This window comes from bacterium SCSIO 12827 (assembly GCA_024397995.1).
In the GTDB taxonomy this organism is placed as follows: Bacteria; Pseudomonadota; Alphaproteobacteria; order Rhodospirillales; family Casp-alpha2; genus UBA1479.
In genome coordinates, this window is record CP073746.1 from 2826931 (window position 1) to 2839672 (window position 12742).

At 63.2% G+C, this 12742-nt stretch carries 13 protein-coding genes; 6 read left to right on the forward strand and 7 right to left on the reverse strand.

Annotation, left to right across the window (positions count from 1 at the left end; translation table 11 throughout):
- The first annotated feature begins 57 nt into the window (after positions 1-57).
- From KFF05_13325 to KFF05_13345, 5 genes are all read left to right on the forward strand, one after another.
- Entirely contained in the window at positions 58-414 is a 357-nt protein-coding gene (locus KFF05_13325) for an AtpZ/AtpI family protein (GenBank protein ID UTW50907.1), read from the forward strand.
- A 46-nt stretch (positions 415-460) separates the two neighbouring features.
- Positions 461-1192 (forward strand): F0F1 ATP synthase subunit A, encoded by a 732-nt coding sequence (locus KFF05_13330; GenBank protein ID UTW50908.1) that lies wholly within the window; start codon positions 461-463, stop codon positions 1190-1192.
- 91 nt (positions 1193-1283) lie between these two features.
- The gene (locus tag KFF05_13335) at positions 1284-1508 is read left to right on the forward strand and encodes a F0F1 ATP synthase subunit C (protein UTW50909.1); all 225 of its coding nucleotides are present in this window, start codon (positions 1284-1286) and stop codon (positions 1506-1508) included.
- Positions 1509-1615: 107 nt separating this feature from the next.
- Entirely contained in the window at positions 1616-2110 is a 495-nt protein-coding gene (locus KFF05_13340; GenBank protein UTW50910.1) for a F0F1 ATP synthase subunit B', read from the forward strand.
- A 23-nt stretch (positions 2111-2133) separates the two neighbouring features.
- Positions 2134-2619 carry a F0F1 ATP synthase subunit B gene (locus KFF05_13345; GenBank protein ID UTW53713.1) on the forward strand — a complete coding sequence of 162 codons (486 nt, stop codon included), beginning with the start codon at positions 2134-2136 and terminating at the stop codon, positions 2617-2619.
- Positions 2620-2705: 86 nt separating this feature from the next.
- Here KFF05_13345 and speB read toward each other — a convergent pair whose 3' ends face one another.
- Genes speB through KFF05_13360 form a run of 3 tightly spaced genes read right to left on the reverse strand, consistent with a single transcriptional unit; the run spans position 2706 to position 5894 of the window.
- Positions 2706-3614, reverse strand: a complete 909-nt coding sequence (gene speB / locus KFF05_13350; protein UTW50911.1) for an agmatinase — start codon at positions 3612-3614, stop codon at positions 2706-2708.
- A gap of 16 nt (positions 3615-3630) precedes the next feature.
- The gene (locus KFF05_13355; GenBank protein ID UTW53714.1) at positions 3631-4656 is read right to left on the reverse strand and encodes a deoxyhypusine synthase; all 1026 of its coding nucleotides are present in this window, start codon (positions 4654-4656) and stop codon (positions 3631-3633) included.
- A 17-nt stretch (positions 4657-4673) separates the two neighbouring features.
- A complete protein-coding gene (locus tag KFF05_13360) occupies positions 4674-5894 on the reverse strand; it encodes a type III PLP-dependent enzyme (GenBank protein ID UTW50912.1) in 1221 nt (406 codons plus the stop codon).
- Between the two features lie 388 nt (positions 5895-6282).
- Here KFF05_13360 and KFF05_13365 point away from each other — a divergent pair, with 388 nt between their 5' ends.
- Positions 6283-6756: a GNAT family N-acetyltransferase gene (locus KFF05_13365; protein ID UTW50913.1), complete on the forward strand. Its 474-nt coding sequence runs from the start codon at positions 6283-6285 to the stop codon at positions 6754-6756.
- On the opposite strand, the gene ligA is transcribed toward KFF05_13365, so the two are convergent.
- The 4 genes from ligA to KFF05_13385 form a co-directional block, all read right to left on the reverse strand.
- Entirely contained in the window at positions 6753-8864 is a 2112-nt protein-coding gene (gene ligA / locus KFF05_13370; protein ID UTW50914.1) for an NAD-dependent DNA ligase LigA, read from the reverse strand. The two genes, KFF05_13365 and ligA, sit on opposite strands and share 4 nt — an antisense overlap.
- Positions 8864-10555, reverse strand: coding sequence for a DNA repair protein RecN (recN, locus tag KFF05_13375; protein UTW50915.1), 1692 nt, complete (start codon positions 10553-10555; stop codon positions 8864-8866). The genes ligA and recN overlap by 1 nt, the downstream gene beginning before the upstream one ends.
- A gap of 7 nt (positions 10556-10562) precedes the next feature.
- Positions 10563-11384, reverse strand: a complete 822-nt coding sequence (locus KFF05_13380) for an outer membrane protein assembly factor BamD (GenBank protein ID UTW50916.1) — start codon at positions 11382-11384, stop codon at positions 10563-10565.
- A 227-nt stretch (positions 11385-11611) separates the two neighbouring features.
- Positions 11612-12601: a UDP-3-O-acyl-N-acetylglucosamine deacetylase gene (locus KFF05_13385; GenBank protein ID UTW50917.1), complete on the reverse strand. Its 990-nt coding sequence runs from the start codon at positions 12599-12601 to the stop codon at positions 11612-11614.
- Positions 12602-12742 lie beyond the last annotated feature (141 nt).

Genomic DNA, 12742 nt, shown 5'->3' on the forward strand with positions numbered 1-12742 from the left:
CCCGGGTGCTATTGTTCCCGCCTGATATCTAAACCCCTTCATGCCTAGGTATTTTACATGACCGACGAACGGCCCCATTCGGACCTGGACGGCCTGCAAAAGCGCATCGACGGCGCCCTGGACAAGGGCGGGTTTTCGCAAGCGCAGAAAAATCGCGACAAGGAGCCGCCAAATAGCGCTCTTAGCCTTGCATTTCGTGTCGGCATTGAGTTAGTTTCCGCCGTCGCCGTTGGGCTGGGTATCGGTTGGCTGCTTGATAAGTGGCTCGATACCAAGCCCTGGCTCATGTTGGTGTTCATAATCCTAGGGGGATGCGCCGGCATTCTGAACGTCTATCGGATGGCCCGTGGCTACGGTTACGCCGCGGGGTATCAACAGGATGAAAATCCGACCGACGATGCAGATCGCCGATAAAAACGCACCCGCATAAACGCGCTATAGACAGACGGGAAACCGAGCCTTGGCCGATAAGCACAGCCCGCTCGCTCAGTTCGAGATCAAAACACTTGTGCCGCTAGATTTCGGCGGCATTGACGCATCCTTTACCAACTCGGCACTTATGATGGTGGCGACGGTGGTCGTGGTCAGCGCCTTCCTGATCCTGGGCATGCGCCGCAACGCCCTGGTTCCCGGGCGCTGGCAGTCGATTGCGGAACTCTCCTACGTGTTCATCGCCAATCTGGTGAAGGACACGGTCGGATCCGAGGGCCGCAACTACTTCCCCTTCATCTTCACGGTGTTCATGTTCGTGCTGTTCGGCAATCTGCTGGGCATGGTCCCCTACAGCTTCACCTTCACGTCGCACATCGTGGTGACCTTCACCATGGCGGCGGTGATCTTCGTCGGCGTGACGCTGATTGCGCTGGCCAAGCACAAGATGCACTTCTTCTCGTTCTTCATGCCGCCGGGCGTGCCGATTCTCATGGCGCCGCTGCTGATCCCGATCGAGATCATTTCCTATCTGTCGCGCCCCATCTCCCTCAGCGTCCGTCTGTTTGCCAACATGCTGGCCGGACACACGCTGCTGAAGGTGTTCGCCGGGTTCATCATTTCGCTTGGTGTGTTCGGCGTGGCGCCCTGGCTGTTCGTGGTCGCGTTGACGGGCCTGGAAATCGTCATCGCCTTCCTGCAGGCCTTCGTGTTCACCATTCTGACCTGCCTGTACCTGAACGACGCCCTGCACCTTCACTAGGGCATCGCAGATCAGCCACGGGCAACGAAACAACCCCATTCACCAGTCAACTCACACACTCAAGATTTAGCATCAAGAAAGGATCAACCCCATGGAAGTTCAAGCTGCGAAGCTGCTCGGTGCCGGCCTGGCCGTTATCGGCGTGATTGGTTCCGGTATCGGCATCGGTACCATCTTTGCCTCGTTCATTCAGGCTGTGGGCCGCAACCCCTCCGCTCAGGGCGCCGTGTTCCCCATGACCATGCTGGGCTTCGCCCTCGTGGAAGCCATCGCGCTGTTCGCGCTGGTTATCGCCCTGGTCATTCTGTTCGGCTGATCTTTCGGTCTTGCGCGGGCCCGGGGCGGATTCCGTCCCGGTCACGGCATTCCGTCTTCGGACGGCTGACCCAAGGATCAACGGCTTTCGGATAAAGAGGTCTTTCCATGCCTCAATTGGACTTCACAACCTACGTGCCCCAGATCATCTGGCTGGTGATTTCCTTCACCGCCATGTTCTTGGTCATGTGGAAGGTCTGCGTGCCCCGGATCGGCGGCGCCCTTGAGGCGCGGCAGAAGAAGATCGAGCAGAACCTGGAGCGCGCGGCGGAACTGAAGGCCGAGGCCGAAGCCGCCATCGAGGCCTATGAAAAGGCCTTGGCCGACGCCCGTGCCACGGCGCACGAGGAAATCGTTAAGGTGCAGGCCGACCTGAAGGCCAAGCAGGATGCTGAGGAAAGCAAGCTTTCCCAGACCCTGCAGGCCCGCATCAAGGAAGGCGAGGCAACCATCGACAAGGCGCTTCAGGGCGCCCTGGCGAGCCTTGACGCCATGGCGTCCGACGTCGCGGCCGCCGCTTGTGAGCGGCTGACCGGCGAAGCACCGGATGCCAAGGCCCTTGAAAAGGCCGTGGCCGGCGCCGCCAAAGCGCGTCAAGCCTAGGAAGGAAGCGGATCATGGACCATATGCTGCAAGATCCCACATTCTGGGTCGCCACTGCCTTCGCCGCCTTCATCGGCGTGCTGGTCTACCTCAAGGTGCCGGGCCTGATCGCCGGTGCCCTCGATGAGCGGGCCGACAAGATCAAGGCCGACATCGAAGAGGCGGAAAAGCTTCGCGAGGAAGCGCAGAAGCTGCTGGCTGACTACCAGAAGAAACAGCGCGACGCCCAGAAGGAAGCGGACAAGATCGTGACCGCCGCCAAGGAAGAAGCCGAGCGCATGGCCAAGCAAGGCGAACAGCGCTTGAAAGATTCCCTGGCACGCCGCGAAAAGCAGGCCACGGACCGTCTGGCCCAGGCCGAAGCCGCCGCTCTCGATCACCTCAAGGCCCATACGGTCGAGGTCGCCATGGCCGCCACGCGCCAGGTTCTGGCCGACAGCATCAAGGGCAAGAAGGCCGATCAGTTGATCGACGACGCCATCGGCGCCCTGCCCGGCAAGCTGCACTAAGCTTTCGGGGAAACACCAAGAACAACGAAAGGGGCTCCTCCGGAGCCCCTTTTATTTTGTCCGCACGCAAGCGCGATGACGCCGTGTCAGGCTGCCTTGGACAGCCCGTCCGTGAATCGATAGGCGAGGATCTTGTAAGCCAGCTTGGCGGCCAGGAAGTTGCACGAATGCAGGCCTTCGATAGGGGCCAGTTCGTTGATGTCCGCCCCCACGACCTTTCCCGCGACCTTGTTGGCCGCCCGGATGATGCGCACGGCGTCATCCCAGAACACGCCGCCTGGTTCCGGCGTGCCCGTGGCCTGCATCAGGCTGGAATCGAAGCCGTCGAGATCGAAGGTGATGTAGACCGTCTTTCCGGCAAGGTGGGAGACGATCCGGTCCACGTCCCAGTCCCGCCGATCCTTGCCCCAGTAGATGTGGATGCGGTCCCGGTTGGCGTCGAGGAACGGGATTTCCCCGGACGAGATGTTGCGGATGCCGACCGAAACGATCGACAGGCCGGGATGATCCAGGCAGCGGCGCATGGCGGCGGCGTGGGAAAAATGCTCCCCCTCATAGCCGTCGCGCAGGTCCGCATGGGCGTCGAACTGCAGCAGGCACAGGTCCGGATAGCGTTCGACAAAGGGGCGAATCGCCCCCGGCGTGATCGAATGCTCCCCGCCGAAGGTCAGCGGAAAGCGCCCCTCGTCGAGAATCCCGCCGACGACCCCCGCCAACTGGTCGAGGGCGGCCGGAATATCCGTGGGGATATCGAACGGGGCCAGGGTGTTCAGATGGAAATCTCGGCACGGCTCCCGCCATAGCTCTTCGTCGAACAGTTCGACCTGATGGGAGGCGTCGATCATCGCCTGCGGCCCAGCCGCCGTGCCGCCGCCGTAGCTGACGGAGGCTTCCAGGCCATAGGGGACGATCGTCACGCCGGGCTTCTCAGCCGCGTCGGCAACGTCGTCCCCGCTCAGGCCGAGGAAGCCCTCTTCAGGAGGCAGAATTTTCACTGTGACGTCCTTAAGTTCAGTCGAACAGCTTGGCGTGGCGGCGCTTCGGCCGGTCTTTCCAATGGCCGCGGTGATAGGCGTCGCTGCACAGCAGCGGGATGACGCTGCCGGCTTCGGCATAGACCATCTGTTCCAGCGCCGTGTCGACCTTGCCCCAGGAGGACGCCTCCTTGAGGGTCGAGCTGGAACAGGCCCCGTCACGCACGTCGGCGACCGTGATCTGCACGGCGTATTTGTGCATGTCGACCTCGTGGCCGAGGATTTCCGCGCAGACCACCGTGTCCTGCACGAAGTTCTTGGGCACGCCGCCGCCGACCATCAGCAGACCCGAGGTCCCGGATTTGATCTTGATGTCCGTCAGTTCACGGAAATCAGCAATCGAATCAATGGTCATGTGGTTGTTCGGATTGCGCACCTGATGCAGGACCAGGCCGAACCCGGCGCTGGAATCCGTGAACGCCGGACAGAACACGGGCACATCGTGCTCGTAAGCCAGCTGAACCAGGGAATCCTTCTTCCGCGCCTTGCCTTCGGACAGGTAGCGGCCCATTTCGCGGATGAATTCCCGCGACGAATAGGCACGCGGTTCCAGCCCATCGGCGATTTCGCCGATGGCATGGTCACAGGCCTGCAGTTCTTCTTCGTCGATGTAGGTATCGTAGATGCGGTCGATGTACTGCGAACGCAGATAGTTGTCATCGATGTCCGGCGAGCCCTGATAGTGGCGGAAGCCGAGCGCTTCGAAGAAGTCCATGTCGACGATGCTGGCCCCGGTCGAGACGATGGCATCGACCATGTTGTAGCGGATCAGGTCGGCATAGACCTTCATGCAGCCGCCGGCCGAGGTCGAGCCCGCCAGCGTCAGGAAGATCGTGCAGTCCTTGTCGGCCAGCATGTCGTTGTAGATGCCGGTCGCCCGCGCCAGATCGCGCGAGGTGAACGACATCTTCGACATGCTGTCGATAATCGGCCGGGCGTCGATCTTGGTGATGTCGACGTGTTCGACGGTCTTGCTCAGCAGGGCCGCTTTTTCGTCGGCCATCTTCTGTTCCGAGGTTTTCATTTCATCTGCTCCAGCAGCACGGCCGAGCCGGGAAGACCGGTGGTCGTGTCATTTTGCGCGGCGATACGGTCGCCATAGGCCGTCAACATGGGTTCATCCTGGACCGCGACGGTTTCATCGGAATGAAAGCCGTTGAATTTGGTCCGCATGGCGCAGCCGTAGGCGCCGGTCTGGCCGATTTCGATATAGTCGCCTTCCCGCATGTCGGCGGGCAGATAGAACGGCCCCTTCATGTGGTCCAGGCTGTCGCAGGTCGGGCCGTAGAAAGCATAACCGATCAGCGGCTTCTGGAACCGGCCTTCGGTACGGATCGGGCGCACCGGGTAGATGAAGTTCAACGACCCGGCGTCAAACAGGCTGCCGTAGGTGCCGTCGTTGATATACAGGTTATCGCCCCGGCGCATTTCGACGCGGACCAGGGTGGACCCGCCTTCGGCAACCAGCGCGCGGCCGGGTTCGGCCCAGATTTCGCAAGATTCCGAAATCGGCAGCTTGTCGACGGCGGCCGTGATTTCATGCATGTAATCGGTCAGCGGCGGCGGCGTCATGTAGGGATAGACCGACGGAAAACCGCCCCCGACATCGACGATGTCGAGGATGATCCCGGACTTCAGGATCAGATCACGAACCATGTGCAACGCCGTGCCCCAGGCCGACGGCTGCATGCATTGCGAGCCGACGTGGAAGGCGACGCCCAGGCGGCTGGCGACCTGACGGGCCGCGATCAGCAGATCGGGAGCCGCATCGGGCTGCACGCCGTACTTGGACGACAGTTCCAGTTCCGAATGGTGGTTGGGAACGGCCAGGCGAACGAGAAGGCTGAGGTCCTGGGCATGGCCCGTCGCCTCGACGATCTTCTTCAACTCCTCCTCGGAATCGAGCACGAAGTGACGCACCCTGAATTCCTCGTAGGCGCGGCGGATCACGTCCCGGTTCTTCACCGGGTTCATGAAGGCCATTCTGGCGTCGGGGTATCGCCCGGCGATCAGCTCGATCTCCGCCAACGAGGCGACATCGAAATTCCGGACCCCAGCGTCATAGACTTCGTCCAGGACTTCCGGCCTGGGGTTGGTCTTGACGGCGTAGAGAATCTCGCCAGGGAACTCGTTAAGGAAAAAGTGAACCGCGCGTCGGACCGCATGCGGCCGGAGACACGTTACCGGATTGATAGGCGCTAACGAACGAGCCAGCGCACGTGCAGAGGGGAACTTTTCCATCGCATGGGAAACTCCCAAAACAGCCTCACCAATCGGCCTCACGGGGAGCCCGAACCCGGCGATTTAAAGTCGAACGACCCCGCTGTAAAGAACTAATTCTCAAAACGGATCACATCTTTTTGCATTGCACCGATGCGCGGACCACCCGCAGCACCCCCCTCAACGAACCCGCTGTTTCGGACCCCGGGTAATAAATTGAACCAAAACAATATTATCCGGATTTTTCAGGCTGCTTTTCGGGCCGTTCCGCGCGCGCGCCAGGCGCACTTTTTGCACCTTTGTCCGGGGCAAAAAATTTTTATGACAGAGCCCGTTTAAGGGGCTTGGGACGTTAGTCCGCACCTCTTGCGTGGTCCCCGAACAGCGCCGCTGATAGACTCGGGGCGCCATGAAAACCGATGCGACGATCCGCTGGATGACCGCCGACCGCGCCGACGCCGACGCGCCGGGCCTGCTGGCCCTGATGGACGGCCTGGCGGCCTTCGAGGGCTGGCCGGAGCTGCTGTCCATCACGGCGGCGGAGATCGCCCGCCGCGCCCAAGCCACCCCGCCTGCCCTCCAAGCCGTCCTGGCGGAAGCCCCGGGCGGAGACCTGATCGGCTTCGCAACCGTATTCGCAATCCCCTATGCCTATGCCGCGAAACCGTCCCTGGAACTGGAAATGCTCTATGTGACCGAGCCCTGGCGCGCCCGGGGTGTCGGCCGCGCCCTCATGGATGCGGTCCTGGACCATGCCCGGGCGGGCGGGTTTGAGCGGGTGGAATGGAACGTGCTGCCCAAGAACGCGCGGGCGAAGGCGTTCTACGAAAGTCTCGGCGGGACGGAAAAGGACGGCTGGCGGCGGTGGGGCATGACGCTCTAGGTCCGGCCGACCAGTGCCAGCCATTCGTCCTCGGTCAGCACCGTGACGCCCAGGTCTTCCGCCTTCTTCAGCTTGGAGCCCGCCCCCGGCCCGGCGACGAGGTAATCGGTCTTGGCGGAGATGCTGCCCGATACCTTGGCGCCCAGGCTTTCGGCCTTCGCCTTGGCTTCGGACCGGCCCATGGTTTCCAGCGTGCCCGTGAAGACCACGGTCTTGCCCGCCACGGGAGAGTTTGAGGTATCGGCGGCGACCATGTCCTGGATATCCAGCGCGGCCTCCAGCGCCGCCAGGACTTCCTGGTTGTGATCCTCGGCGAAGAAGCCCAGCAGGTCGTCGGCCACGGCGGGGCCGATCTGGTCGATGTCGATCAGTTCCGCGTAAGCCTCCCCATCCCGGTCCTGGGCGGCGGCCATGGCGGCCTTCAGGCCCTGATAAGACCCGTAAGTGCGGGCCAGGAGCCGGGCCGTCGCCTGCCCGACCTGGCGGATGCCCAGCGCATAGATGAAGCGGTCGAGGCCGATTTTGCGCCGTTCCTCGATCGCCTTGCGCAGATTGTCGATGGATTTTTCCTTCCATCCCTCGCGGCCGTCGAGCTTCGCCGTCAGGCCGTCGACATCGAAGATGTCGGCGGGGGATGTCAGCCAGCCCTCGCCCCAGAAAGCCTCGATGTTCTTGGCGCCCAGGCCTTCGATGTCGAAGGCGTCGCGGGACACGAAATGCTTGAGCCGCTCGACCGCCTGGGCCGGGCAGATCAGGCCGCCCGTGCAGCGTTTTGCCGCTGCCCCTTCCTCGCGGATCGCCAGGCTGCCGCATTCGGGGCAGGTGTCCGGCATGACGAAGGGGGCTGCCCCCGCCGGGCGCTTGTCGGGGACGACCTCGACCACCTGGGGAATCACGTCGCCGGCCCGCTGGATGACCACCGTGTCGCCTTCGCGGATATCCTTTTCCGCAATGTAGTCCTCGTTATGCAGGGTCGCGCGGCCGACCACCACGCCGCCGACAGTGACCGGGGTCAAGTTGGCGACCGGCGTCAGCACGCCCGTACGCCCGACCTGGATGGTGATTTTTTCCAGCACCGTGGTCGCCTTTTCGGCGGCGAACTTATGCGCCGTTGCCCAACGTGGCGCGCGGGACACCTGGCCCAGGCGTTCCTGCCAATCGAGGCGGTTGACCTTGTAGACCATGCCGTCGATGTCGTAGTCGAGCCCGGCGCGGTCAGCCTCCGTCCGCGCGTATTCGGCCATGATCTCGTCGAGGGAGCGGCAGACCCTGGCCCGGGGGTTGGCCTGAAAGCCCCAATCCACCAGCCGGTCATTGAATTCCGCCTGGGTTTTCCAGGTCACGTCCGAAACCTCCCCCCAGGAATAGAAGAACACGCGAAGCGGCCGGGCCCGCGTGACGGCAGGGTCCTTCTGGCGCAGGGAGCCAGCAGCGGCGTTACGCGGATTGGCGAAGACCTTGGCCCCGGCGGCTTCCTGGCGTTCGTTGAGGGCCAGGAAATCGGATTTGGCCATATAGACCTCGCCCCGCACCTCCAGCACCTCGGGCACGCCAGCACCCAACAAGTCCTTGGCCGTGATGCGGTCGGGCAGGTCCTGCAATGTGCGCAGGTTTTCGGTGATGTTCTCCCCTTCCCGGCCATCGCCCCGGGTCGCCGCCATGACGAAGCGGCCCTTTTCGTAACGCGCGGTGACCGACAGGCCGTCGATCTTGGGCTCGGCCATGACCTCGACCGCTTCGTCGGCGGGCAGGTTGAGGAAGCGTCGCACCCGGTCAAGGAAGTCGGCCACGTCGTCTTGGCTGAACGCATTGGCCAGGGACAGCATGGGCACGGAATGAACGACCTTGGCGAAGCCCTCCGCCGGGGCGGCGCCGACGCGTTGGGACGGGCTGTCGGCGCGGATCAGTTTGGGGTATTTCGCCTCGATGGCCTCGTTGCGCTGTCTCAGCGCATCGTAGGCGGCATCGCTAATCGCCGGATCGTCGTTCCGGTAATAGGCCTCGTCATGGGCGGCGATTTCCGCGGCCAGGCGTTCCAGCTCGATCGCCGCGTCCTCGGGCCGCAGGCGGTCGACGGGAATGTCACGCAGGCCGTCCGATTCCGACATTACGACGCCCGGCGGTCCAACAGGGAAATCGCCGCCGCGCGGGCTTCCTCGGTCACTTCCGTGCCGGCCAGCATGCGGGCGATTTCTTCGCGCCGGGCATCGGCGTCCAGCACTGCGACGGTGGTCGCCGCACTGTCGTCCTGGGACGCCTTGCGGACCTTCAGGTGGCTTGCTCCCTGGGCCGCGACCTGGGGCGAATGGGTGACGACCAGGACCTGTACGGCCCGGCCCAGTTTGGCCAGCCGCTCACCCACGGCCGCCGCCGTGGCGCCGCCGATCCCGGCGTCCACTTCGTCGAAAATCAGGGTCGGCACCGGGTCGGCATCCGCCAGCACCACTTTCAGCGCCAGCATGAAGCGCGCCAGCTCACCCCCCGATGCGATCTTGTTCAGGGGCCCTGGTTCGGCCCCCGGGTTGGTGGCGATCAGGAACTGTGCCTTTTCCGTCCCCGCCGGGCCCCAAGCATCCTCGTCCAGGGTCGTCAGCCGGGTTTCGAACCGCGCCCCCTTCAGGTGCAGAGGCTCCAATTCCTTGAGAATCGCCGCGTCAAGTTTCGCCGCCGCTGTCTTGCGCCCCTGGCTCAGATCCCCGGCGGCGCGGATGTAGCCTTTGCGGGCCTCGGCCTCGGCCTGTTCCAGGCGTTGCAGGTCGCCGGATCCGGTGTCCAGCGCAGCAAGCTGTGCCTCCATCCCCGCCAGCAGATCAGCCAAGCCATCGACCGGGACATTGTGCTTGCGGCCCTGGGCGCGCAGCGCGAACAAGCGTTCTTCCGTCTGTTCCAACTTGCGGGGGTCCAGGTCCACGGATTGAAAAGCGCGGTCCAGCAGGGTCTCGGCTTCCGCCGTCTCGTCCAGGGCCCGGCCGAGGGCGGCGATGGGCCCTTCCAGCGCCCCCGCCGCCTTTTCGGCGACACCTTCCAGATCGCGAAGGGCCGACTGCAGGGCGCTTTCGACCCCCTTGCCGCTGCTCAGGCTCGCCTTGGCCCGGTTCATGGCCTCGACGACCTTTTCCCCGTGCATCATCATGGAGCGTTCCTTGGCCAGTTCGCTCTCTTCACCGGCCTGCGGCGCCAGGGCCGACAGTTCGCCCACGGCGTGGCGCAGAAATTCCTCATCCCGACGGGCGGCTTCCAGGGCCTCGGCTGCCTGGGCGCGGGCCTGGGCGGCGTCCTGCCAGACGGTCCAGGCTTTGCGGCAGATTTCTCCGGCCTTGGCCAGGCCGCCGAAGGCATCCAGCAATGCCCGGTGCTGAACCGGGTTCAGCAGACGCTGATTGTCGAACTGTCCATGAATTTCGACCAGATCCTCGCCGACCCGCTTCAACAGGCCGACGCTGACCGGCGCATCATTGATGAAAGCGCGTGAGCGCCCATCCACCCCCAACGTGCGGCGCAGGATAATCAGGCCGCCGCCGTCGCCGCTGTCGTCCAAGGGGGGAATGCCATGTTCCTCAAGCTCGGCCAGGACCGGTGCCCCCGCGGAGACCTGAAAGGCCGCCGTGACGGTTGCGGGGCCGGCACCGGCGCGCACAAGGCGGGCCTCGGCCCGCCCCCCGAGCGCCAGACCCAAGGCATCCAGGAGGATCGATTTTCCGGCCCCCGTTTCGCCGGTCAGCACACAGAGCCCGGCCGGAAAATCCAGCACCAGGCGATCAATGAGTACGACATCCCTGACGGTCAGGTGCGTCAGCATGGGCCGGTTACCAGAACTTCAGACGGTCGTACCAGGCCTTCTCTTCCGCCGCCTGGGGCCGGACCTGCTCACCCGTGAGCATTTCATAGGAATCCATGTACCACTCACTGCCCGGGAAGTTATGGCCCAGAACCGAAGCGGTCTTGCGCGCTTCGTCCTTGAGGCCGAGGGCAAGATAGGCCTCGGTCAAACGATGCAGGGCCTCGGGCACATGGGTCGTCGTCTGATACTTGTCGACGACGGCGCGGAAGCGGTTGATGGCGGCCAGATACTGATGCTGGTTGTGATAGTAGCGCCCGATCTCCATCTCCTTGCCGGCCAGATGGTCATAGGTCAGTTCCATCTTGAACTTGGCGTCGCGGGCGAACTTCGAATCGGGAAAGCGGGTGACGACTTCCTTCAGGCTTTGCAGCGCCAGGGTCGTCATCTGCTGATCACGGGTGACGTCGGAGATTTGTTCGTAATAAGCCAGCCCCTTCAGATAGTAGGCATAGCCCACATCCTCATGGGTCGGGTGCAGTTGAATGAAACGGTCGAGTGCGGCGATGGCTTCCTGATAGTTGTTCGACTTGTAATAGCCGTAAGCCGCCATGATCTGCGCCTTGGTGGCCCAGACCGAATAAGGGTGTTGGCGCTCGACCTCTTCGAAGGTCAGCGCCGCATCGGCGAACTTGCGGCTGCCCATCAGGTCGACGCCGCGGTTGTACAACTCGTCCACGGGCTTTTCCACGTAGGCGGGCTTGTCATCCTCGAAGATCGAGCAGGCGGAAACCGCCAGCGACACCGCCAGGACGGGAATGAGGATTCTAATCCGGTCGGATATGCGCATCGGCGGCTGATCTGCTGTGTCAGGTCTCAAGGTCGGACGGCCCTATCCAGTCGGAGCAGGGCGTGCCGGGAGCGGCGAATATATCACGCGGGGAAACCAATTGAAAAAGGCCAATATCCCCTTTTCCACGGGATTTGGCCCGGTTTCGCGGGATTGCAAGGCAGGGACAGGAGAAAATGAAAGCGGCGCCCCAAGGCGCCGCCGCAATCCGCATTATTTCCGCCCCGTTAGACGACGGCGGCTTCCGCCTTGATGCCGCCGTCCATGGCGGTCTTCGATTCGTCACCGCGCAGAACGTCGTAGCACCAGGCGTCCGGATCGGCGAACAGCTTGTGCAGCAGCGCGTTGTTGATGGCATGGCCTGCCCGTTCAGCCCGGTAGGCGCCGATGATCTGGCCGCCGGCCAGATACAGGTCGCCGACCGCGTCCAAGGCCTTATGGCGCACGAACTCGTCGTCATGGCGCAGACCACCGTCATTCAGAATCTTGTCGCCGTCAATCACGATGGCGTTGTCGAGAGAACCGCCACGGGCCAGACCGGCCTTCTGCATGGCTTCGACCTCGTGCATGAAGCCGAAGGTCCGCGCATTGGCCAGTTCCTTGCAAAACGCGCCATTGACGACACCAAGCCGCAGATGCTGGCGGCGGATGGCCTGGCTTTTGAATTCAATCTCGAAATCGACCGAGAACACCGGCGACGGGGTCAGTTCGGCGCGGCCGTGGTCGGTTTCCACGGAAACCGGCTTGAGAACGCGGATCACGCGGCGGTCGGCGTCAAGCGCCACCACACCGGCGGCGCGGATGATATCGACGAAATGTTGGGAACTGCCGTCCATGACGGGCACTTCCGGGCCGTCCAGTTCGATCCGCACGTTGTCGATGCCGCAGCCGGCCAGGGCCGCCATCAGGTGTTCGACCGTCCCCACGGAAACACCCTGGTCGTTGGACAGGGCCGAACACATGCGGGTGTCGGAAACACAGTCCCAGCGCGCGGCGATTGAGCCGTTTTCGGACATGTCGGTGCGGTGGAAATGAATGCCGTGATCGGCGGGGGCAGGATGCAGGGTCAGGGTCACCGGCGCGCCGGAATGCAGACCGATCCCGGTCAGGGACACCGCTTCCTTCAAGGTCCGTTGGCGAACGGCTTCCTTGATCGCAACTGTCTTAGGCGTTGCTTTGGTCTGCAGGTCTTTCTGGCCGACGGTGATCAAACCCATAAGGTTCCCTGTTTCTTTCTTTTTTTCGAGACTGTTGCCCGGAACGTCCGGCGCAGGCCCCCAAAGTCGTAATTTTCAACCGCATCCCCGATCGTGCGATTCTCGCTTCGACACGGTGCGGCAGAATTGAAGAAATCCCAG